This is a genomic window from Rummeliibacillus sp. JY-2-4R (assembly GCF_053847205.1).
Window position 1 is genome coordinate 3,615,772 of record NZ_CM132623.1, and the last position, 21,835, is coordinate 3,637,606.

General features: G+C 40.8%; 22 protein-coding genes, 1 pseudogene and 2 riboswitches. Of the genes and pseudogenes, 2 read left to right on the forward strand and 21 right to left on the reverse strand.

Features of this window, described 5'->3' with window-relative positions; genetic code table 11:
* Positions 1 to 202: 202 nt before the first annotated feature.
* Entirely contained in the window at positions 203 to 1,537 is a 1,335-nt protein-coding gene (locus ACWV26_RS17685) for an NCS2 family permease (protein ID WP_455895991.1), read from the reverse strand.
* A 123-nt stretch (positions 1,538 to 1,660) separates the two neighbouring features.
* Positions 1,661 to 1,762, reverse strand: a riboswitch (purine riboswitch).
* A gap of 187 nt (positions 1,763 to 1,949) precedes the next feature.
* Here ACWV26_RS17685 and ACWV26_RS17690 point away from each other — a divergent pair.
* On the forward strand, positions 1,950 to 2,576 hold the full coding sequence (locus ACWV26_RS17690) for a pentapeptide repeat-containing protein (RefSeq protein WP_455895992.1): 627 nt from the start codon (positions 1,950 to 1,952) through the stop codon (positions 2,574 to 2,576).
* A gap of 343 nt (positions 2,577 to 2,919) precedes the next feature.
* Here the strand turns inward: ACWV26_RS17690 and ACWV26_RS17695 are convergent.
* The 18 genes and pseudogenes from ACWV26_RS17695 to ACWV26_RS17780 form a co-directional block, all read right to left on the reverse strand.
* Positions 2,920 to 3,018 (reverse strand): annotated as a pseudogene (locus tag ACWV26_RS17695) (GMP synthase (glutamine-hydrolyzing)); the annotation flags it as partial.
* A 159-nt stretch (positions 3,019 to 3,177) separates the two neighbouring features.
* The gene (locus tag ACWV26_RS17700) at positions 3,178 to 3,495 is read right to left on the reverse strand and encodes a hypothetical protein (protein WP_455895993.1); all 318 of its coding nucleotides are present in this window, start codon (positions 3,493 to 3,495) and stop codon (positions 3,178 to 3,180) included.
* A gap of 945 nt (positions 3,496 to 4,440) precedes the next feature.
* Positions 4,441 to 4,926, reverse strand: a complete 486-nt coding sequence (locus tag ACWV26_RS17705; RefSeq protein ID WP_455895994.1) for a phBC6A51 family helix-turn-helix protein — start codon at positions 4,924 to 4,926, stop codon at positions 4,441 to 4,443.
* A gap of 21 nt (positions 4,927 to 4,947) precedes the next feature.
* Positions 4,948 to 6,699, reverse strand: a complete 1,752-nt coding sequence (locus tag ACWV26_RS17710; RefSeq protein WP_455895995.1) for a hypothetical protein — start codon at positions 6,697 to 6,699, stop codon at positions 4,948 to 4,950.
* A gap of 106 nt (positions 6,700 to 6,805) precedes the next feature.
* The gene (locus ACWV26_RS17715; RefSeq protein ID WP_455895996.1) at positions 6,806 to 8,542 is read right to left on the reverse strand and encodes a hypothetical protein; all 1,737 of its coding nucleotides are present in this window, start codon (positions 8,540 to 8,542) and stop codon (positions 6,806 to 6,808) included.
* 34 nt (positions 8,543 to 8,576) lie between these two features.
* Positions 8,577 to 8,897, reverse strand: a complete 321-nt coding sequence (locus ACWV26_RS17720) for a hypothetical protein (protein WP_455895997.1) — start codon at positions 8,895 to 8,897, stop codon at positions 8,577 to 8,579.
* A gap of 7 nt (positions 8,898 to 8,904) precedes the next feature.
* Positions 8,905 to 9,264 carry a DUF2577 family protein gene (locus tag ACWV26_RS17725; protein ID WP_455895998.1) on the reverse strand — a complete coding sequence of 120 codons (360 nt, stop codon included), beginning with the start codon at positions 9,262 to 9,264 and terminating at the stop codon, positions 8,905 to 8,907.
* A 54-nt stretch (positions 9,265 to 9,318) separates the two neighbouring features.
* On the reverse strand, positions 9,319 to 9,930 hold the full coding sequence (locus tag ACWV26_RS17730; RefSeq protein ID WP_455895999.1) for a hypothetical protein: 612 nt from the start codon (positions 9,928 to 9,930) through the stop codon (positions 9,319 to 9,321).
* A gap of 212 nt (positions 9,931 to 10,142) precedes the next feature.
* On the reverse strand, positions 10,143 to 10,346 hold the full coding sequence (locus tag ACWV26_RS17735) for a hypothetical protein (protein WP_455896000.1): 204 nt from the start codon (positions 10,344 to 10,346) through the stop codon (positions 10,143 to 10,145).
* A gap of 129 nt (positions 10,347 to 10,475) precedes the next feature.
* The gene (locus tag ACWV26_RS17740) at positions 10,476 to 10,916 is read right to left on the reverse strand and encodes a hypothetical protein (protein ID WP_455896001.1); all 441 of its coding nucleotides are present in this window, start codon (positions 10,914 to 10,916) and stop codon (positions 10,476 to 10,478) included.
* A gap of 131 nt (positions 10,917 to 11,047) precedes the next feature.
* Entirely contained in the window at positions 11,048 to 11,353 is a 306-nt protein-coding gene (locus ACWV26_RS17745) for a hypothetical protein (protein WP_455896002.1), read from the reverse strand.
* 48 nt (positions 11,354 to 11,401) lie between these two features.
* The gene (locus ACWV26_RS17750) at positions 11,402 to 12,226 is read right to left on the reverse strand and encodes a hypothetical protein (RefSeq protein ID WP_455896003.1); all 825 of its coding nucleotides are present in this window, start codon (positions 12,224 to 12,226) and stop codon (positions 11,402 to 11,404) included.
* The gene (locus tag ACWV26_RS17755) at positions 12,183 to 12,533 is read right to left on the reverse strand and encodes a hypothetical protein (protein WP_455896004.1); all 351 of its coding nucleotides are present in this window, start codon (positions 12,531 to 12,533) and stop codon (positions 12,183 to 12,185) included. The genes ACWV26_RS17750 and ACWV26_RS17755 overlap by 44 nt, the downstream gene beginning before the upstream one ends.
* A gap of 66 nt (positions 12,534 to 12,599) precedes the next feature.
* Positions 12,600 to 14,453, reverse strand: a complete 1,854-nt coding sequence (locus ACWV26_RS17760) for a hypothetical protein (protein WP_455896005.1) — start codon at positions 14,451 to 14,453, stop codon at positions 12,600 to 12,602.
* Between the two features lie 286 nt (positions 14,454 to 14,739).
* Positions 14,740 to 14,958 carry a helix-turn-helix transcriptional regulator gene (locus ACWV26_RS17765; RefSeq protein WP_455896006.1) on the reverse strand — a complete coding sequence of 73 codons (219 nt, stop codon included), beginning with the start codon at positions 14,956 to 14,958 and terminating at the stop codon, positions 14,740 to 14,742.
* 760 nt (positions 14,959 to 15,718) lie between these two features.
* Positions 15,719 to 16,087, reverse strand: coding sequence for a glycosyltransferase (locus tag ACWV26_RS17770; protein ID WP_455896007.1), 369 nt, complete (start codon positions 16,085 to 16,087; stop codon positions 15,719 to 15,721).
* A gap of 337 nt (positions 16,088 to 16,424) precedes the next feature.
* Entirely contained in the window at positions 16,425 to 17,048 is a 624-nt protein-coding gene (locus ACWV26_RS17775; RefSeq protein WP_455896008.1) for a hypothetical protein, read from the reverse strand.
* Positions 17,049 to 17,625: 577 nt separating this feature from the next.
* Positions 17,626 to 17,841, reverse strand: a complete 216-nt coding sequence (locus tag ACWV26_RS17780; protein WP_455896009.1) for a hypothetical protein — start codon at positions 17,839 to 17,841, stop codon at positions 17,626 to 17,628.
* A 170-nt stretch (positions 17,842 to 18,011) separates the two neighbouring features.
* Between ACWV26_RS17780 and ACWV26_RS17785 the strand changes: the two genes are divergently transcribed.
* The gene (locus tag ACWV26_RS17785; RefSeq protein WP_455896010.1) at positions 18,012 to 18,230 is read left to right on the forward strand and encodes a helix-turn-helix domain-containing protein; all 219 of its coding nucleotides are present in this window, start codon (positions 18,012 to 18,014) and stop codon (positions 18,228 to 18,230) included.
* Between the two features lie 712 nt (positions 18,231 to 18,942).
* Here ACWV26_RS17785 and ACWV26_RS17790 read toward each other — a convergent pair.
* Positions 18,943 to 19,872, reverse strand: a complete 930-nt coding sequence (locus tag ACWV26_RS17790; RefSeq protein WP_455896011.1) for a tyrosine-type recombinase/integrase — start codon at positions 19,870 to 19,872, stop codon at positions 18,943 to 18,945.
* Positions 19,873 to 20,032: 160 nt separating this feature from the next.
* A complete protein-coding gene (gene guaA, locus ACWV26_RS17795) occupies positions 20,033 to 21,586 on the reverse strand; it encodes a glutamine-hydrolyzing GMP synthase (protein ID WP_455896012.1) in 1,554 nt (517 codons plus the stop codon).
* Between the two features lie 128 nt (positions 21,587 to 21,714).
* A riboswitch (purine riboswitch) is annotated at positions 21,715 to 21,816 on the reverse strand.
* Between the last annotated feature and the right edge of the window lie 19 nt (positions 21,817 to 21,835).

Here is a 21,835-nt window from a genome sequence, read left to right on the forward strand (position 1 = left end):
TAAATTAGAAGTTTTAAATCGGTTTTGAAGTTTGTTATCTCTTAATGAGGCAACGTTCATAACTATACTCTCCTATTTACCAATTGTCAACATATTAATTTAAAATGCAATGATCATATAAGATTGCTTATCTTTCTTCTATTAAACTAGCATAAAAAATAGCAGCCCCCTTATATAGGAGAGCTGCTATTTTAATTTGAATTTATCTAACCCATATGAAGTATGCTAGGAATACGAAGAATAAAACATACATTAATGGATGAACTTCTTTTTTGCGTCCTGCAAGTAACATTGTAACTGGATAGAAGATGAATCCAACTGCGATACCAGATGCAATACTGTACCCCATTGGCATCATGAACATTGTCATAAATGCTGGTACAGCAATTTCAAATTTATCCCATTCAATCAAACGTAATGATGATGCCATCATAACACCAACAATTACTAATGCAGGCGTTGTTACCGCTGTCGTTACAACACTTAGTAATGGTGAGAAGAACAATGCTAGTAGGAAAAGAATACCTACGACCACTGCTGCAAATCCAGATCTTGCACCTGCACCAACACCAGCAGTAGATTCAACATATGCAGTAGTTGTTGAAGTACCGAAGATAGAACCAACTGTTGTACCTAATGCATCTGCTAGTAATGCTTTACCAGCACGTGGTAATTTGTTGTCTTTTACTAATCCCGCTTGATTTGCTACAGCCATTAATGTACCAGCTGTATCAAAGAAGTCAACGAATAAGAATGTTAATACAACTACTAAAAATTTCATATTAAATAAAGAAGAAGGATCATGAATAATCGGATTTAATGCGACACCGAAAGTTGGAGACACACTTGGAATTGATGCAACAAGTGATTTTGGCACATCTACTAAACCGAAAATCATGCCGATAACGGTTGTGATTACCATTCCGTAGAAAATACCTGCTTTTACTTTTCGGGCTAATAAAATAACTGTGATGAAAATACCTGCGATAGCTAATAACACATTACCATTTGTGAAATCACCTAGAGTGATAAATGTACTCTTATTTGCTACAACAATACCTGCATTTTTCAAACCAACAAAAGTTATGAATAAACCAATACCTGCAGAAACAGCATATTTCAACTGAACAGGGATGGCATTAATAATTGTTTCACGAACACCTGTTAAAGAAAGGATAATAAAGATAATTCCCGAGAAAAATACACCAGTTAAACCAGTTTGCCATGGTATATGATAAGTTAAAACTACTGTGTAAGCAAAGAATGCATTCAGACCCATCCCCGGTGCTAAACCAATAGGATATTTCGCTATAAAGCCCATGATGAATGAGCCAACTGCTGCTGCTAAAGCTGTTGCTACAAATACTGAGCCATAATCCATACGCATAGCATCCGGCAAATCTTTTACATCAGCTAGCGTTAAAATAAGTGGATTTAGCGCCAATACATACGCCATAGCTAGGAATGTTGTAACTCCCCCAATTATCTCTCGGCGATAATTTGTGCCAAGTTCTTCAAATTGGAAATACTTTTTCATGATTAATCCTCCGTATGCCGTCTTATACGTCTTGTGAGAATAAAAAAGACAATCAACTTGGATTGTAAGTTGACTGCCTACGATTCTTTACTGGTTTTCCTGTAAAGATATTAAAGAAGTTAAATACCTTCTTCTAATAATCGTAGTCAAGTCATTTACGGTAACTCGGTAGAAACTTTCGGGCCATATTCCCGACATTATACGACGACGTGATTTAATTTACTTTGATAATATATCATGCTTTTTATGTCATATCAATACTTTTCCGAACATTATTTTATTTTATTAGATAATAGTTCGTGAATAACCCTTACATTGGAGTAAATGTAAAATTCCTTCCAATGATAATGTTTTATTTTTCGAACCATATACGACATAATATTTACAAAACAATAGCAAAAGAGGCGATCACATGAACAAAATTACGGCACCTTCCACAAACTATACACAAACTATCCAAAGTGACCATGTTGCACTAGAAGATATTGAAGAAAATACACATTTCATTGATTGTGAGATTGATTGTCGGTTCGGCAGAAAGCAATTACAAGAAGTGCAATTTGAAAATTGCCGATTCTTGTTAAATGATTATTCTCAAATGGAATTTTTGGATATTGTATTCAAGAAATGTGATTTATCTAATTTTGAATTTAACAAATCTATATTTTATCGTTGCCAGTTTCAGTCTTGTAAGTTGATTGGCTCTCAATTTACCGGGAGTATGCTAAAAGATATACATTGGCAAGATTGCCTGATGAACTATACTGTTTTCTCTGATAGTAAGTTTAAACAGATTAGTTTCGAGGATAGTCAATTAGAAGAGACGTTTTTCCAAAATGTAAGCTTTGATAAAATTGAATTCTTGAGATGTAATTTACAGATGGCAGATTTTACAGAAAGTAAACTAAGTGGTGTAGATTTATCATCTTCTGATTTTATAGATATAAAACTATCACCAAACTTAGCAAAAGGAATGTCAATTCGATTTGACCAAGCTGCTGCAATAGCTGCTATGCTTGGCGTAAAGATTCGAGATTAACATTGCTTTATCGCACTCATTCTCATTGATATTTGCCTTCTAAAGTAGAACTTACTCCATGTAGAGCTTTTTACGCTAAACGTAATTTGATTATTATTAATGGTTAATGTTTGCACTGAGTCAGGAACTATAAATCATTAAAAAACTCTCTTCTATCCGTAAAACATACGAATAAAAGAGAGTTTTTTTAAGAAATACGTTATTTGCTACTTCCACGAAGTGTGCTTCACATGCTTCATTATTACTCTAGCTTCGACTTAGAAGTAATTGCTCGTCGCAAACGTCAGCGCTACTTCGTAGCCCTAACATCTGCGGTGCAGTTGCTCCTCGATGTTGCTGACGTTTATTCCCACTCAATTGTAGCTGGTGGCTTAGAAGTTACATCATACAGTACGCGGTTGATATGGTTTACTTCGTTTACGATACGTACTGAGAACCGTTGATATGACGTTGATATGACGCTGATATGCCATTGATTCCTGCGCTACTGAGCGAATTTATCATAAAATATGCGTTTCAAATATTTTCGAATTTTGGTAAATCAATTGTAGCACGCAGAGTGGCGTTTTACAACAAATCATCTTTCAATAATTGATATGTATTATTTTAATGAATCAATAATCTCCTGTGTCATCTCATTTACTTCTTTTAACTTACGTTTCAATTCTTTCATATTTACAGCAGTATAAAAAGTTTCCTTTGTTTCTTCACACGCTAATCTTAAATCCTTTTTTCCACTTTGACTTTTCATTTGCTCATCTAAGTAAGATAAAACATTTAACTCATTTTCATTAATGCAGCGTTTACCATTTTCTCTAGCAAAGATTACGCTTTCCATCATATTAACTCGATCATTAAGCGTGCTTTGTGCGATTCCGAGTTTATCTGAAGCTTCTTTAAGTGTATAAGTTTTTATCACCGTATATTCACCGCCTTTCGACAGCTATTATACCTGCAACAAATCACCTTTAAAATAGGCTTTTCAGCGGATGGACATGCGTGATACAATTTTACAGAAATAAAAATATAGCTGACGAAAATATGGCGAAAAGCTATCGATATATTTATATAGAAGAAACTCCGATTGACCCCCGCCTTAAAAATGAGAAATATTAGGTGCGGACAGGAGATGAGCGGCCTATGCGGTGCCGGCGGTTGGGGAGATCTTACGTAAGAAATCGCTTGACATACGCATGTATAAACATACGGAATTAACTTCCTATATTTTACGTTATGTAAACTAGATTAAGAGTTAAAACGTTGATATAACGCCATTTGCGCCATGTAACGTAAGTATTCGATATACATATTTTATGCATCGCCCTTTAACGCAGCAATAGCGCATAGTTACGAAAAGTAACCTCGCATAACGAAGCTAACATGATGTATAAATCCTGCATATAATATCCGCGCTGACCCCCTGTTTTTATTCGTCCGTCCTCCCGGCGCCGTCGTGCAAATGTTAGTGGTAGTATACGCAATATTACGCGGTATAGCCGGATTAGTACATGCTTCTCTTTCGTAGGCTAACGAAACCATAGCGTTGAATGATATAGAGTATTAGCGGTAACTACCGAAGGATGGCGCCTATATGTACTAATGCGTTATAAAGTTATTATTGCTAATCGTCATGAGAGGCGCTTTTCCTCGAATGACAGGCTCGCTCTTTTTAGAGCCTTAAAAGACTAAGGTCTAAACATACCGCTCACTAGCGTTCACGGAGATAGCAATACCATCTATACCGCTTAAAAAATGCACATAAATGCTACTATATACTAATAGCAAATGTGTGCACTTTTCACTAATCCGGAACATAAAAAAAAGAGCGGACACCAACGCTTTTACACGTCAATGCCCGCCATTATTAATCCTCTACGTATTCCGCAACAATTTCCGCCAATTCTTCATCGCTAACTTGCGCCATGCCTTGCGATTGAGTCGCCACTGTAATTTCGTGAGTCTGCGTCTTACTATAAAGACCGCCCATGCTTAAGATCATCTCGATTGCTTTAATACTTGGCGATCCTGTAATGCTACCGTCTGCCAATTCGTAAAGTCGCGTTACTGCCATTGCCAATCCGCTATTCACGAAGGCTTGCGCTGAGTCTTTCGTATAACGCTGAAACTCCGGCAATGCTCTCCATCGCGCTAGTGTATCGTGACTAATGCCGAGCTCGTCCGCCAGTTCTTGATACGTCTTGCGGCGGTTGCCTTTCCGCTTAATTGTCATTTCGTTACTTAATACGGCTTGTGCTGCCTCTAATTGTGCAGGCGTAAGGTCGTATTTCTTCGCGTCAATCGTTGGCGCTGTCATAGCGCTTGGCTCTGTGATTACTTCAATATTCGTCATAGTATCGTCTCCCTTTTGTTATTAAAGCCACGCAGGCTTTGGCATTACTTTCGCTGGCTCGCGCTTCGTCGCTGTCTCATACGCCATGCTTAACGCGTCGATTACGTCAACTTTGTTCCCTGGCATTGGATAGTAGCGCATCTCTGTTAATAATTCCGTCTCATTTTCGTTTAAGATAATCGTTTTATTTTCTAGCGGTACTTCTAGCGATTCAATGCGGGCTTGCTTTGATTGCTTACCGTGCGATTTAATTGTGCTAAGTCGCGTGCTATAAAGTCTTGCGTGTTTTAAGCGCTCGCGTAATTCATCCTCTAGCAAACGGTAAGCTCCAATACCTTCTAACGCTATATTGTGAATACGATTTTCTAGCGCTTTTTCAACGATTGCCTCCATAAACTCGGAAGGCGCGCAACGTTTTGCGAACGTATCTAGGACGAAGTAGTAGCCGGATTCTTTATGTTTACCAATTAATACATAGGCATTTAAGTCCGCCCGTCTGCTTTCGCCAAGTGCCGGGTCATATGCGAGTGTAAGGACCATATCGTTAATATAGTAATACTTGCCGTTGTAATGTACGGCGTCAGCATATGCCACGTTATCAAATACACGTCTGCAGTAGCCGTAGCGATCCATTTTGAAGAATTGCTCATCTTCTGCAAATGATTCGTTTAAGTATTCGCTAGCAAATGCGCGTGAGCCAATCGTTGCCTTTTCGTGCATAAGCGCTCGATACGTCCATCGACGAGGCCAGCTAAGCTCAATGCCGGATTCCATTTCCGCTTGATGCCCGTTGTAATAGGCGTCTACGTCGGTTTGTGATGCGTCGCTATTGTATAAATGCAAGTAGTCGCTCCATAAGTTCGGATTATCAGGCCCGTTAATAATTGCGGAATATGTAACGCTCTTATATTCACGCTTTGTAAGCAAAGTAGCGAGTAGTCCTGTCGCAGTCACTTTTGTTCCTACGATTACAGTCGCACAATCGCGTGAGCCTAGCGGTGTGATCGTTGTATTCCACCAATCGATTAGCTTTTCGCGTTGTTGCTCTGTTGCTTCGTTGTTCATAGAACTTAAATCATCTGCAATAATTAAGTCCGGACGGTTTCCAAGATGCGTTTTACCGCGGAGTGCCTTACCGGAGGACGACGCTTCGACCAATTGCTTAGCGCTAGTAATAAAGTTATTTTCGTTGTCCACTTCGTTTTTAGTGCTAATCGGATTTAATAGCTCGCCGAAGTCGCGTCTTAATTTCGCGTTATGCTTTAATTGCGTTGAAATAGCAGTCAGAATACGTTTAGACAGCGTATCTGTTTCTGATAGCAATAATACATATTTACGCTTTTGATATACGACTTCATGTAGCGCTAGAATCGTTGATAATACCGTTGTCTTTGCATGGCCACGCGGACAGCATATCGCATACTTGCCCTTTACTTTCGTCGTAATTTCGTCTGATATATCGTACATATCGCGGTGGATTGGCGCCATTTCTGCAATTGTTTCGTGCGGTGTATTGCCTTCGCCATTCGTAATAAAGTTGCCCGCTGAGTTGTCTAAATTACGCTCATCGCTAAAGTATGTGTATGCGAATAAAGCAACGTCATTTTCAGCGTTAATAATCGCTTCAAGGCGCTTTACTTCTTCGTCTAATTGCTTTAGTTTTAAGCGGTCGCCTGCGGGTAATGATTCGCCTTTGCCCACACGTTTAGCGAGTGATTGTAAGCCCTTTTGCGCTAGTCTTAAGCGTTGTTTATGGTCTGCTATCAATGTCAATTTCGATTTCCCCTCTCATTTTTCAGCACACAAAAAGAGCCCGCTAATGCGAGCCCTTCTTTAGATGAACACAACCGCCGTAGCAATCATGCCCGTTGTTTTAAATTTAAGCTCCACGACCTGCTGCGGAGTAAATTTGGGTTGCTAACGCTTTAGCTATCGACTCAATATCACTTTCCTGGCGTACATGGAACGTGTTGCCTGTGATTGAGATAGCGCCAGTACCCATTCCATCGCTATACGCTTTGTTTTCTTCGCGAGTAAGAACGCGCTCCCCATGATGCAAGCGTGCTAACATCTGTGAAGGACGTACATAATCAAGTCCAGCATCAAATCCTTGCACGGCATGTCCACCGTTGCCAATCGTAGTAGCCGTAGCTTTCGCATCTGCTGCAGCTTGATTTCCCCAATCTACGCGGGCTATCACTGGGATATTAACACCCGGTATTTTATTGATGACTTTAATCATTTCATTAATTCCGCCGATTACGGAGTTCACCGTTTCAGCCGCTGAACGCTTCATAGCGCCCCATACGTTTTCCCATACAGACTTAGTGCTATCCCAGTTTTTAGCGAGATCAATCGCAGCTCCGATGATAACGCCAAGCGGTCCAGTCATAATACGAACTACGCCTTTAATTCCGCCAAGTGCTTCCCATAATTGCATTGTTTTCGCTTTGACTGTGTCCCAATGCTTATAAAGCAAGATAGCAATTGCGATAACTGCGCCAATGGCTACGATAATCCACGATCCCGGGAATAGTAGCATAGATAAACGTACTAGTGCGAAAGCCTTTCGTAATCCATTGAATACTGTAATTCCTGTTCTTACTACGCTTGTTACACCGCTTATAACTCCGATTAATACCGAAATACCTTTAAGCGCAATGAACGACACGGCTACCGCTTTAACTACAGTCGTAATCGTGCTCCAATGCGTTTGAACAAATGATGCAAATTTAATCGCTTTATCAGTTGCAGACGTAATAGCTCCGCCAATTTTCACGTTCATGTCTTGCGCGAATTTATCGAAGGCAGGGCTATTGATTTTGGCGAGTACTCCATCGAGCGATTTGGCTATGCCCGAGTTTCCGTTCGTTCCCATATTACGAAAGACTGAACTCATGCGCTCTTTGACTTGATTCCATTTTGATATGGTCGTATCGCCCATCTTCGCGACGGTCTTATTCGTAATACCTGTCTTGTCTAAGTATTCCTGCATTGCTGCAAGCTGTTTATCGAACGATAGATTTTTAATGCTATTGACTACAGACTTCGGCATTTCAAAACGCTCGGCCATTGATACGCCATCGCCCGAAGCTAATTCTTTCATCGCATAAACGGCGCCCTGCAAGCCTTGCTCCGGATCCATAATGGATAGCTTTTCGGCAATCTTCCACGCCTTTTCAAGCTCCGGCATAGATTTCGTAATACCGATGAACGCTTTGGAGCTACCCATCATATCGCTAGTATTCATAATTGGCGATTTCTCCGCTAGCTTTTGAACCATTGCGTTATACTGTTTGGAAAGTTTTTTGTCGTCAAACATCGCTTCAACTAATACGGCCGATTGTTGATATTTTGCGGCTTCTCCTATTGTTGCCTCTAGTACTTTCGCAGCGCCTATTGCCGTACCTAGACCCGCTGCAATTCCGCCAATAGCAGTCACAACTTTACCGATGCCCGATCTCGCTTTTTCAGCGGAATTATTAATATTGTTAAATGAGTTACGCCCTGACACACCTGCTCGACTAATAGCACTATCAGTCTTTTTTGTAGCGCTTTCGATTTTATCAATCGTGCGTGCCGCCTTTAGAGCTGGCCCCGAAAAGCGGTCTGTCATCGTCAAGACTGCCCGCAAATTAATTGCCATTCGTTCATTCCTCCTTAATTTGTTGCTCTAGCCGCAAGGCCTCTGCCTCTGCTGCATTGTGTAGTTCTGCGACTTTAGCGAGCTTTTCTTCGTTTTTCTCTTTCGCTGCGGTAAGCGCCGCCTTTAGCGCTGCAAGTGTCAAGCCCGCTAGCTTTGCGAGCAAGCCTTTTCCTTCTATGATCGATTCAAGCGCCATAATGTCGCGCTCTGCCTTCGCTATTTTTGTTCTGCTCACGTTTGCATTTGCCTCATAAATCTTTTTGTACTTTCGTTGTGCTGCAATAATCTTTTTTAATCGTGCTTGCTGTTGCTCAATTGTTTCCATTAATAGTTCACTCCTCGTATGATTTCGCTACATCAATCACGCAATAATCGTCTGTTTCATCGTCATATACAATTAAAACGCGGTCGCCTACTTTTAAAACGTCATCATAATGAATGAGCCGTTTTTCCCCGTCGATATAGACATCACGTTCATGCGCCATTAAGTGCTGCGCTACTACTAAATCGTCAACTTCAAGCACTAAGCCGTCATCCTCGCACACAATTTCGAGATTAGGCGGGGCTTTTTGGACTGTTCCGAAGTCAATATAGGTGCGTTGCGACTTTTCACTTATTGAGCGGATTGTGTGAACTATTAGCGCTCCTGGCGAACTTCCCCGAGAAAATTGGTCGGCTTTCTTTTTCGTCATACTTTCGCTCTCCTTTCATCAAAAATAAAAAGAGCCCCGCTAGGAGCTCCGTTCTCATTCAACTGTATTGCGTGCAGTAATCATTGACGGTCTAGTCTGTGCCTCTAGCGCTGCCTTTTCAGCTTCTGCCCGTTCAGCTTGCTCAATGCTTTCTAATCCTGCCGTTGGATTATCAAGGTATTTGCTAACGCCTTCTCCTATAATTGAGCGTACTGACTGAGTTGCCGGCGAAAAGTCTTGGAAGAACTTTTTACTTTCAGCGTTCGCGAAGTATTCTAGCGTTTGCTGCGCTTCTCGTTGTTCTTCCGTAAAGCCTTGCGATTCAATTGCTTCATACGCTTTACCGAGTGCTTGTCGCGTTGCTATATCGCCATTAATCCCAAGCGTAGCTCCTGCAATCTCGCCGTATGCTTGTTTAATTTGTGACGCAAAGTATGGCTCGTTATATTTAGCGAGTAATGCGTTTAATGCTGCTATATTATTTTCAGCTCTCGTCGATACAAGCGCTTTTAACTTTAAATCTGCGAGCTCACGTTCAAACTCTCCTATTAGTAGCTTGTCCTCTGGCGCTATGTGCTCAACCGCTAAAGCCTTGCGTGCCGCGGTTGTAGCGTCTTGTGCTAACTTTTGATAATCGCTATGCAACGATCCTGCGACCTGTAGCATTTCCTTTCCGTAATGAGATTTCAACTTCTCAATGCGGTGGTGACGCTCACCCGTTGAAATGCTTTGATCTCGCTTAATAGCCTGCTCTTGCTCGTAGTAATATTTTTTCAACTGTAACGCTAGCTTTGTGGGGCGTTGATTTAACTCGAATGCCTCGTCGATGTATTCTTTAAAAGTTTTCTTTGTCATAATTATCAATCTCCATTTCATTTTTATAGTATTATTTCGTAGCCTTCTGCTTTCATTTCGTTGGCTAGCTCTTGCTTAACTTGTTCTAATAGTTCGCCAGGGTCTGCGCCTAGATGTTCTCGCTCAATTGTTCGTATTATTTGCCCTGTCGAATGGTCCGTTGCAGTAACGCGAGCACAACCATATTCAAGGTCATGCCATGCGCTATCTGCGTAAATGTGTATCACTCAATCACCGCCTGAATAAGTTGCTTAACGGTTGGGCTTGCAATAATGTAAGCAAGCTCTGTCGCCGTTAATGCGTCGCTATCGACGTCTATCGAGATTTGCTTAGTACCGCAATCAATGTAGACCTTGTTAGCGTTGCGGTCGTGGTAAAGGTTTACGTTTGTCATGGTGTTTTCTCCTTCCTAAGTCGAGTTGCAACTCAACGTCAAGCAATTGCAAGCGTTCGGAAGTACGTCGGCTCATGTTGCCTCCACGGTCGATAATATCCTCGATAATTCGCTTTGCATTCGTAGCATATATAACGAGCACTTTGCCTGGCGCTATTTCTTCCGCTATTTGCTCGATTGCAAGGTTGACGGCCAGCGGTGCGCGAGTGCCTTCGTATAGCGTTCCGACTTCGATGACTTCACGCTTATTTGCATATGTGAACGTGATATACGTATCATTTTCCGTGCTACGATCGCGCTCGATAAATAGCGTCGCCGTAATGCGCTCTTTAGTAATAACGTCAGCTACATTTTTAATCCAGTCGTCTGAGTGCTTTATGTCTGTCGATGTTTTGCGTCCCATTAATATAGTTCACCTCCAAATACAGAAGTGAATAGCATTAGTAAAACGCAACCTGATAAGTTCGCTATTATTGCAATTTGTTGGATAAATTCAACCATTTTCATTCTCCCTCTCATTCTCATTTTCGATTTTTAGCGTGTTATATATTTTATTGACTTAATACTGCACGCGCTGTCCGCTAGTGTATCTTTTAGCATCACCGCAAGCCGTTTTCCACTTGTTTCAAGATTTTTTAAATCGCTAATAAATGATGCACTATTGCTACAGACGTCTAACTCTGTACTGCCATGCCCGCGGCAAAAATAAATCAACTCTTTATATAATGGATAAATGGCGTTTGTACCTGTGTATACTTGACGCGTTATACCTTCCTCACTAGTAACTGTTACCTCACGTTTTTGACTATCAAATGTTCTAATTTCCAAAGTAACTTCCATTTGCAATCTTCCTTTCGTTCATGTATAATGATTTTAAAATGGCGTATGTTATGCCTTTTTACGTATTTCATTTAAAAAAGAATCGCCGAATTTTTCTTTAATCTCGGCGTCTGTCATTTCACTTAATTTGTACGTTATTACTTCGCTTGCTCCCGCCTTACATACTTCACGATCAATCTGTTGCTTTCGTATAGCACGCTCACGACTTGCACGGCTTGTCTTAGTCATGCGCTCTTGTACGCCAATGCCGAATACACGCTCATGTTCTTTATATAGCTCGTCCATATGCTGTTGTGTACGCGTCTTATAAGCGTAAACTGGTAAGTACGTACCATTCACATATAGTTTAGATGTGCGTTTGAACTCTTTGCGAGCGTTCTTTTCTGCCTCTGCACATTCCGGACAGCAATACTTTTGTTTACCGTTAGCTGGTCGAAAGCCTGTTATGCAAAAGCGGTGTGCGCACTCTTGGTACTTAGCGAATATGTGTGGCTGTTTAATGTGCTCTAGCGTAAACATTGAATATCCGCCAGGCTTAACTTTCGCATACTCGTATTCGAGTTGGCGCCATTCCTCTGCGGATCGTTCTTGGATTTCAAGCATTTCAGCCTCACGCTCTAAATTTAGTGCTACACTGTCGAGCATTGCGCCGAATATTTCGAGTTGCCCTTTGTTGATATGGTCAGCCTCCGCATTTGATGCTAGCGCCTTTTCAATTTCGATTTCGACTTGTTGTGCCAGCTCCTCAAAATCTGTCATGCCTGCGTGTGTGTAATGCCGTTTTAATTGCTTGATACGGTCATAGTCACACTTTACCGCAATATGCTTTTTAATTTGTTCTCCTTCGTTTGCTCTCTCGTAAAGTTTTACCAATCTCAATCTCTCCCTGCAATTTTGATAGATACGCGTCGGCAGCGTGATTAAATGCCTTTGCGTCCGATGTAAATGCACTTGTAAAAAGCGATTCAATAATGCTTAGCTCGCGTTCTAATGATTTTGTTAAGGCTGTATAGTAGCGCTTTAAGTTTGTGCGCTCATTAATCGTCTTTAGTAGGTTTGTATATGTTTTATGTGCGTCACCAAGCTCATATTGCGTCTTAATGACGTTCATGTCGTTTGTCGTTTGCAAGTAATTCAAAACGGATAATCTAGCGCTTAGTAGCGCCTTTTTAACGCTCATGTCCCCCGCCCCTTTCTTCACTATTAACGAGGAAATTTACCCTTTAAAATGGCGCCATTACTGGCTTTATGCACTTTTTACGAAAGAAGTTTTTTCCTTAGTTATTCCATATAATTGCATTGCTTCTATTACTCTAGGATTCTTTAATTCTTTAGCGAAAGTATTTCGGTGAATATCTAGCGCCTTTTGAATCGATGCACCTTTTGCCTTTGAACCTTCCGGCATTTCTGCGAAGTATTTGATAATGGCGTCGGCTGATGTTTGCTTACCTGTTAGGCGTTGGACCGGTAAAAACTCCGATACTTTAGCGCCAGGATATGAGTCGACTAAATGCTTTAGCATAGTTCCGGATTTATTAAAGACGTATATATCGACATTTTGCTTTTTACGGCTTGCGCGAAGGCGATTCGTTTCTTGGACCATATTCACTGCCATGTCTATATCGCGATACTCATTTACTATATCTTCTTTAAATACGATGCCATGCGCTTTGTTTGACTCATACTCTCCGCTGATTTCGATACCTAAGCGATCACCGGCGACTGCTTGCGTTGTTGAAGAATAATAAGCGGAGCCTTTAAATAGGTTGCCGACGTAAACGGCTGTATCTGCGGCAGTATAAGCATTAGAACCTCGTCCACCGTCGAAGTGCTTCATTATCACGTTTTCCCCTTCAAGCAACTTTGCGAGCGTGTCTTTATGCGTTTTGTAAGTAACAACAAGTGTTGGCGCCTTCTTCTTGCGTGCAATTTCTTTAATCATATCCGCAATGCTTTGCAGTTCTTCCGGCTTTTTTGTCAGTGAAGCGCGAGAAAGATTATAAGCGTCGCAAACGTGGAAAGTAACGTTTTCATATGTCGGCATTACGTCCGGCATTGTTAAGTAGAAATCATTCGTCACATAGTCGGGATCCTTCGAGCCTGTGCCGTCTAAGATAAACGTATTAAACAGTGTGTATTGATAATGGACTATTTGCGTTGTTGAAACTGTGCCAATCGTATTCTTTAAATCATACATACCGCCGAATGATACAATGCGTTCGAAAGCGCGCAGTAACGCCATTTGTTCGTGTCCGTGTACCATCGCATAGTCACGTTCCATATGACGTGGCACTCGGTAGCCAGGCTTAATTGCGGGGAACTTGCGAGCTGGTATTTCTTCTCCACTTTCGAGAATAGTGCGAATTTCATTCACTAGCTCTAGCGTCTTAGAGTAATACGGTGCGAGCTTACCGTTTCGAGCTCGGCTAGCCTCTTGTACGTCCGCTAAAAACGTATTTAGGTCGCGAGTAGTCAACGCATGATTTAAGACAAGCGAAGGCTTTTCGTCAATCAAAAGTAGGCGTCGCGGATAGCTACGGCCATATCCGTTAGTAAACTCCGTGAAGTTGCTGAGCTTTTTCTTTAGCGTTTGTAACTCGAATTGTTTAGTTGTCATGACTACCACGTTATAAAATACGAACTCGTTAAACTGTTCCGAGTATTCTTCGCGTGTCATTGTTTCTTCGTCAAAACCACGGATTGCAAACGCATATTTTCCATTCACTACATCGCCATTGATTTCTTTAACTAACGCGTTCACATCTTCCACGCGCTCTTTAATGACGATAGCGGAAAAGCGATCATGTTCCCTATGACACATTTCGCGGAGGAATACACCTAGCATTGTAGACTTACCAAAGGCGGGCGGTGCAGCGATGATGACCGGCTTATCAATCGTTTGCGTTTCTTGCCATATGAAAAACGTTTTAGCAACGTATCTAGTCTCCGCCATTGTAGGCTCGGCGCCATTGCTATTTAGTTTGCGCTCCCATTGAACAGCCATTTCGCAAGCAGTATCGAGCTTATGAGAGTCAATATTTCCGTTAAAAGGTAAAGGCTTGCGTGTCACTCTTTGTAATTCCGCTAATGTTGATGTCAATTTCAATCTCTCCATTCATCGTATTTTTCCGGATTCGTAACCGGTTTTCTGTTTGATTCGTGTTACTTGAAAATCATGCAATATATACATGTGTTGGAGGCGTAGCCGACAACAAGAGGCGCGCTCTTTGCCTCTTATAAGTAAGGCGCCATATAACGCTAATAAAAGATTAAGGTCTAAACATACCGCTCATATACATTCGCGGGGTTGATAAGGAATATCTATAACGCTAAAAATGCACATAAATGCTATTAGTATATAGTAGGAAAAGTGTGCACTTTTTTAACTAATCCGGAACCAATCGACTAGCTCGCTCCTTCCTTTCTAATGCGTCTTGCTCCGCTGCCTTGACGTCGAATAACGCCCTAACTTGACGCTCGACTGGCTCGCTAATATCACAATAGTTCCCTTCGATTTGCGCCACGTATGATCGGCTTACGCCAAGTAGCACCGCTAAGGACTGCTGACTTAATCCGTAATAATCGCGTATGTGTTTTAAATTCATCTTGATTCGCTCCTTTTAATAAACTTTTTGTTAGTGATACGGTAAATAAAAAGCTCGGGAATTGCTTCCCCTTATTACCCGCAAAGTCAACGGTTTTGGCACGTTACTTCTCTCTTTCTACAATACAAACTAGGGTAAGATATACGTTCTCCCCCTTATACGTAGTTCAGAACGCCATTTCATACATTAATCTAGTCCAACTGGCGTCCCATAATATCGGAAAATGCTTTCTCTTTTAGGACAGACATTTTCGGCATTTTATACGGTTGTGCTTTTAAAAAAATCCTCCCTACATTAAATTGACACTAAAGCGATGGAAATTGGACCGCATTTCACGGCTTTTTAATGTTCAGTGTCCATCTACTTCTTAATACAAGGTAGCCTTTTGCTTTACACACTTAACAGCGCGTTTTTATAAAATTCCTTACACTTATACCTACGAAATAACTTTTTGTTTCGCACAATTTCCTCCTAATACGTCTTATACTTTTTCCAAAAGAATCTGTGCGGAATATCCGTAAAAAGCAAAAAAAATAAGCGAGACTGTTCTCTCGCCTTTCAAAAAAACTTTTGCAAAATAAAATAAAATTCCTTGCCGATTTCAGTCATATTTCTCATGTATTTCGAATAAGCTATATAGCATAGCGCGCTATTAGCTTCCCGTTAGTCCTACCGCCGATATAGCGGCTTTTTTTATGCAATCAAACGCTGAGGTGATTATCCTCGTATAATAAAAAAAGGAACGCACTTAGCGCTCCCTTTAAATCGTTTTTAACCAATCGCGGAGATCAATCGCATGTGAAGCAAGAATGTAACCGCAAGCCGTCCCAATTAAATGCTCAATCGCTTGTTTTCGATGTCCTAAAACCCAGTTTGCAGCTGCGAATATGATTACAAGCACTACGCCATAATCAAATGCGTTCATCACGACTTCATGGATCCTTTCGAATGTGCCATCGCTTGCAAACGCATGGACAGGCGTTAATATATACGTTCCGATACCGCTGAATACACCGCCATATCGCCAGGATTTCTTCGGCTCCATTTCCTCAACAAAAGCATTTCCGCCCAAATTCGGATTCCTGTAGTCAGCCTCTAAAAACGCATAATTCGGATTTAATATCGCCATTAATGCACCTCCGGTATGTTTTCAAAATCGCATGACAATACTACTTACAAACGAAAGAAAGGAGCCTATTACTATGCAGTTTCTAATCAGTTTCGGTGCTGGTGCAGCACTAGGACTACTCGCAAACATTCTTGAGGCAATCGTTCATTAATTTATTGCAAAACGGCCGGGCAAGCGCTCGGTCTTTATTTTTGTTTGCGATAAGCCGACGCCAAAGCCTTCACCGCGGTTATATCGTCTTTCTTGCCTCTTTTCAGCCATCTGTAAAACCTTCGAATCCTTCTACCTTGCCACGCCCATAAAACCGTTGCACATGCCGTAAATCCAATTAGATTAATCAATAGTCATTATCCCGCCAGTTATTAATAAGAAACTCGCCAATCATTTCTTTTGCAGACGCGACTGGACGTTTGATCTCTTCGATGATTGCCCCAAGAATACTAGCTAAACTTTCGTGTTCTCCTACACTCTTAACGATTTTCTCAACCTCCCGTAAGTGATAATCGTCTAGGCTGTTCTCCAAATACGCCTTAACATAGCGGTTTATAAAGTCGAAGTCATCAATAGCCTCGAGTAATAACGTCGCTGTCGCCTTTGATATAGTGCAATCCAATCCATACGCAATCGCAGCAACGGAATTGTGTACCTTTTGCGGAAGTCGCATACTTAAGCGTTCTGTTTCTTCTTCCCGCAAGTTTATCGGTAATTGCTCCCGTTTAGTGCTGCCATTTAAAAACGTATTTCCAAGCCGAACATCACGCCTAACATATGGGGCAATGTTATCCCGAACCTCTGCGCTGTTTAACGAATAAATAACTAAATCCTCTGCCACGTTTTTGACAGGTGAATTCGTAATAAATGCTAGACGATAAATTTTATCCTTTAGCGAAATTGGTACGGTTGGCTTTACATCCCTTTTTTTGTCGCTTCGAACAGCTCTTTTTGTTCTCTCCCCCACCACTTCTTCACTCCAATTCAAGAAATAAATTTAAGGCAGTGTCTTTGTGTCCTAGACTTAAAACATCATATGCGGATATAGCCGTCGGATATTCACGTATAAAATTAATTAATTTCGTTAAGACTGTCCCTAAAGGACGGTGCTTAAAATGGGTACATACAAAGAACAATTTGCAAAGAAAGTGGCAGATCAAACAAAGAAATACGGATGGCCGACGAAGCCAAAGAATAATGGAAAAGTAAAGAAAAGCAAAGGCAGCTAACCTTCGCTTTTTCTTTTTGTATTCCGTTATTAAAAGTTTTCAGCGTCTTTCATGCCTACTCACCGTTTTTATAGGTCCAGCCGTTTGCCGACGACTGAATTTGCGTTTGATTCGTTACGCCAATAACGATCAATTAGATACTTACCATCGTATCGACTACCTACTTTGCGCTGCAACGCACGACTAGCGTAATGCCATCCGTTTTGCGCAGTCAGAATCCGTCTGATAGCGCTCGTTCTTACAAAGAGATAACACTTCACGTTTTTAATCCGACGCCCGCCACTAGTAGAAAGCGCCATCGCTTCCGCAAAATTCACCTTAATTTAAAGTTGTTGCTAACACCGCTAAAAGTTCAATTGGCTCGCATACGTCTAGCTCGCTAAATACTGCCTCAGCATCCTTTGACCATTTAAACTCAACTAATGAATCACCAATTAACAATGCTGCCTCATTGTTTTCATAGACCAATAGGTCAACCCCTTGAATAATATTTGTTACGTTAATTGCTACAGTTTCTGCTATGATTGTTTGCATCTTCATCGCCTCCTAATTTTATGAACACGTTCTGTAGTCGCTTAGGTATAAAATGCTGCTGTGTTCTATATACTTATAATACAATGACTACGTTCCGTTGTCAACCACATTCCGTAGTCTTTTTAAAAAAATTATTGTATACTAAAGAAAAAAAATTGGAGGCGTTACACATGCGTGTTAAATCAAATTTAAAAGCTATACTAGATCGTAGAGAAATCTCTATAAGGGAGTGCGCTCGAATGGCCGATCTGCCTGTTGAAACTGTAAGACGATTATATAATGATGAAACTAAGCAATATCAACGTGATTCACTAGGAGCTCTATGCGAAGCACTTAACGTAGGAATAGGCGATATACTTGTATTAGATGGAACGGACGCAGCCGAATAGGTTAGCGTCTTTTTTTATTTTTATGTATTTTAGCACTTGTTTTATCTTTTGAACTTTGGCATTAAGCTGATTGCTAAGCTTAGGCTCACGGTGCAAAAGTTCGCCTGCCTTGTCTAGCGGAATCAAAAATACGAATCTACTAAACAAAGACAAGCGACTCCATTAAGCGTCATGTAAGTTGAGTTATCCGTATGCCCCTATTAGTCGCGATTCTTCCGAATCCAATCGCCTACACGCCTGCTCATTCCCCCGGCGGTTACACGCGTCCTTATATGCCGATCATGGCGATATAAAGTTAATAGCTATTCGTCTATGCGAAGCTCACTAAACGCGCTTATATAGCGATTGCAGCACGTACCGTAATACGTAATGCCTCCCACTCCTGACCGATTATGTGCGTCAGCCACATTCAGCTACTAAACGCAATAGGGAGCGCTTGAAATGTAGCCTAGACACCTTTTCTGCAACGGCGGCGTCGATCCTTTCCAGGTTTGATTAACGTCAAGTTATTGGGCGACCTAGACGGAGTACCTAAAAAAGGCAATAGCAAACTAGACCTTTGCATTTTCACTTTTTTTCAAGTAAAATGAAGGCATATAAGTACTCATATTTAGTTGTGGGTATTAGATACTCTTATTTAGTTTCCATGTGGTGTGTGAGCAAATTTGAGTAACGAAGGACTTGCGTTGTGAGCGCTGGTCCTTTTTTATTTTCAAATCCTCATATCATTCAGCGGGCTATGTAAACGCCCTATTTCTAATATGTCTGATTGCTCTAAACCTCTTAGATACTTAGACGTTATCTGCGTATCATAATGGCCTAACAAACGACTTAAACTATACACGTCGATTCCATTGCGTAATTGTTTTTGTGCATAGTAATGTCTGCAATCGTGCGGAGAGCATCGTATTTCCTTTCTAACGCCAGCATTTTGGCAATGCTCTTTTAGTATCTTGTTAATGCGTGAGCGTGATAGCTGCATTGCTGACTGATCCAAAAAGTAGTAGTCCTCAATTTCGTCCGCATCTTTATGTTTGAATCGTTTCTCTTTTATCTCATCATACTTGCGCATGTACCTACGCATAGTCTTGCTAATATAAACTAGGCGATCTTTACTGCCTTTTCCGTGTATTAAAATGTGCTTCCTAGCTATATCGCTGTTTTTTATATTGCAAAGTTCGCTCACCCGGATGCCCGTCTCAAAAAGGAAAATAAGAATTAGCTTATCGCGCATATTTGAGTACGTTTCTTCTTTTACATCGTTAATAATCCGCGATACCTCATCGTCATTGAACGTGATGATAACCCGCTTATCTTCTTTTAAGTTTTTAATGCGGCGCATCGGATTATCTGATTCGTCTATATACTCCTCATCGACCACGTAATTAAAAAATACCTTTAGCGTAGCGATACGGTTGTTAATCGTGATATTCTGCTCGGTGCCGGCCTCTTGGCGCGCCTGTATATAGTGTTTAACGTGTATCGCTTTGACTTCTTCCACTTCATCAACGTCAAATTCGCTTTTCATATACTCCTTAAAATCATTCAAGCGCCATATGCACAAATCGATATACGCCTTTTTCCTACTCTGAATTTGCTGATTAAGACGGAAGTCGTCTATTAGTTCAATAATTTTGGACACAAAAAAACTCCCCCTTATCTCCGGAATTTCGAAAATAAGAGAGAGCATATTTATGATTTCAATTGTTGCGGGTGCGAGCGTGTAATCTAACGCTTAGTACGCTCTCAAACGTTGATATGACGCTGATTCCCCGTAAAACTGACCGCTAAAAATAGCGAATTTATTCCCACTCAATTGTAGCTGGTGGCTTAGATGTTACGTCATACAGTACGCGGTTGATGTGGTTTACTTCGTTGATGATTCTTACTGAAATTTTTTCTAGTACATCGTAAGGAATACGTGCCCAGTCCGAAGTCATGCCGTCGATAGATGTTACTGCACGGATACCGATTGCATAGTCGTACGTACGTTGGTCTCCCATTACACCGACTGATTTGATGTCAGGTAGTACTGTGAAGTATTGCCAAATTTCGCTTTCTAGGCCTGCTTTTGCAATTTCATCTCGTAAGATTGCATCAGATTCGCGGACGATTTCTAGTTTTTCTTCTGTTACTTCTCCAAGTACACGGATCGCTAGACCTGGTCCTGGGAATGGTTGACGCCATACGATTTCATGAGGAAGACCTAGCTCAGTTCCTAATTCACGTACTTCGTCTTTGAATAATGTTTTAAGAGGTTCGATTAATTCGAACTGCATGTCTTCAGGAAGGCCACCAACGTTATGGTGAGATTTAATGGTTTGTGCTGTTGTAGTACCACTTTCGATAATGTCCGTATATAAAGTACCTTGAGCAAGGAAGTCCATTCCTTCTAGTTTTGAAGCTTCGTCATCGAATACATAGATAAATTCGTTGCCAATGATTTTACGTTTTTTCTCCGGATCACTTACACCAGCAAGTTTGTCCATGAAACGTTTGCGCGCATCAATTTTAATCATGTTAATGCCGAATTTACCTTCGAATGTTTCCATTACACCTTCAGCTTCATCTTTACGAAGTAAGTTATGGTCAACAAACATACATGTTAATTGGTCACCAATTGCTTTATGGATTAGAACTGCAACTACTGATGAGTCAACGCCACCTGAAAGAGCACAAAGTACTTTTTTGTCGCCAACTTGTTCACGGATTTTTTGGATTTGCATGTCGATGAAACTGTCCATTGACCAGTCACCTTTAGCTCCACAAACATCGAATACGAATTGACGCAAGATGTCGTTGCCATATACAGAATGACGTACTTCTGGATGGAATTGTACTGCATAGAATTTACGTTCTGCATTTGCCATTGCTGCGATTGGGCATGATGCACTTGTAGCTATTGTAGTGAAGCCATCTGGAGTTTGAGTAACTAAGTCACCATGGCTCATCCAAACTACTTGTTCTTTTGGAAGTTCACCAAATAAAGCATTATCTTCTAATACTTTAATTTCTGCTTTACCGTATTCACGGTGGTCAGCTGATTCAACTTTACCGCCTAAAGAATGAGTCATTAATTGCATACCGTAGCAGATTCCTAGGATTGGTAAACCCATGTCGAAGATTTTCTCATCGATATGAAATGCATTTTCATCGTATACAGAGTTTGGACCACCGGAGAAAATAACACCAGTAGCGTTCATTGCTTTTAACTCTTCCGCAGTGATTGTGTGAGGATGTAATTCACTATATACACCGAATTCACGAATTCGACGAGTAATAAGCTGGTTGTATTGGCTACCAAAATCAAGAACGATAATTTTTTCTTGATCTTTTAATATTGTACTTACTGACAACAGTTCCACCTCTTCTAAATTTTATAAATGACTATTCCCTTATAAATTCTATTTACGAAAAAACGCGTTGAAAGTATTTTCTTCCTACGCGTTTAGTCTCTCCAAAAGGCAAACAAACCATGTTCAAAACATAGCTATATTTGCCTCATAGTCAAACTATTTACGGTAGCTTGGTAGAAACATTCGAACCATATTTTCGAACATATACGAGGGTAAATCAATTATTTATAATTTTTCTCAATTTTACAG

Excerpts from the sequence above, each read along its gene's own strand:
- ACWV26_RS17685 (WP_455895991.1), bottom strand. The coding sequence starts at position 1,537 with ATGAAAAAGTATTTCCAATTTGAAGAACTTGGCACAAATTATCGCCGA.
- ACWV26_RS17690 (WP_455895992.1), top strand. The coding sequence starts at position 1,950 with ATGAACAAAATTACGGCACCTTCCACAAACTATACACAAACTATCCAA.
- ACWV26_RS17705 (WP_455895994.1), bottom strand. The coding sequence starts at position 4,926 with ATGACGAATATTGAAGTAATCACAGAGCCAAGCGCTATGACAGCGCCA.
- ACWV26_RS17715 (WP_455895996.1), bottom strand. The coding sequence starts at position 8,542 with ATGACAGACCGCTTTTCGGGGCCAGCTCTAAAGGCGGCACGCACGATT.
- ACWV26_RS17720 (WP_455895997.1), bottom strand. The coding sequence starts at position 8,897 with ATGGAAACAATTGAGCAACAGCAAGCACGATTAAAAAAGATTATTGCA.
- ACWV26_RS17725 (WP_455895998.1), bottom strand. The coding sequence starts at position 9,264 with ATGACGAAAAAGAAAGCCGACCAATTTTCTCGGGGAAGTTCGCCAGGA.
- ACWV26_RS17730 (WP_455895999.1), bottom strand. The coding sequence starts at position 9,930 with ATGCTACAGGTCGCAGGATCGTTGCATAGCGATTATCAAAAGTTAGCA.
- ACWV26_RS17740 (WP_455896001.1), bottom strand. The coding sequence starts at position 10,916 with ATGGGACGCAAAACATCGACAGACATAAAGCACTCAGACGACTGGATT.
- ACWV26_RS17745 (WP_455896002.1), bottom strand. The coding sequence starts at position 11,353 with ATGGAAGTTACTTTGGAAATTAGAACATTTGATAGTCAAAAACGTGAG.
- ACWV26_RS17755 (WP_455896004.1), bottom strand. The coding sequence starts at position 12,533 with ATGAGCGTTAAAAAGGCGCTACTAAGCGCTAGATTATCCGTTTTGAAT.
- ACWV26_RS17765 (WP_455896006.1), bottom strand. The coding sequence starts at position 14,958 with ATGAATTTAAAACACATACGCGATTATTACGGATTAAGTCAGCAGTCC.
- ACWV26_RS17770 (WP_455896007.1), bottom strand. The coding sequence starts at position 16,087 with ATGGCGATATTAAATCCGAATTATGCGTTTTTAGAGGCTGACTACAGG.
- ACWV26_RS17780 (WP_455896009.1), bottom strand. The coding sequence starts at position 17,841 with ATGCAAACAATCATAGCAGAAACTGTAGCAATTAACGTAACAAATATT.
- ACWV26_RS17785 (WP_455896010.1), top strand. The coding sequence starts at position 18,012 with ATGCGTGTTAAATCAAATTTAAAAGCTATACTAGATCGTAGAGAAATC.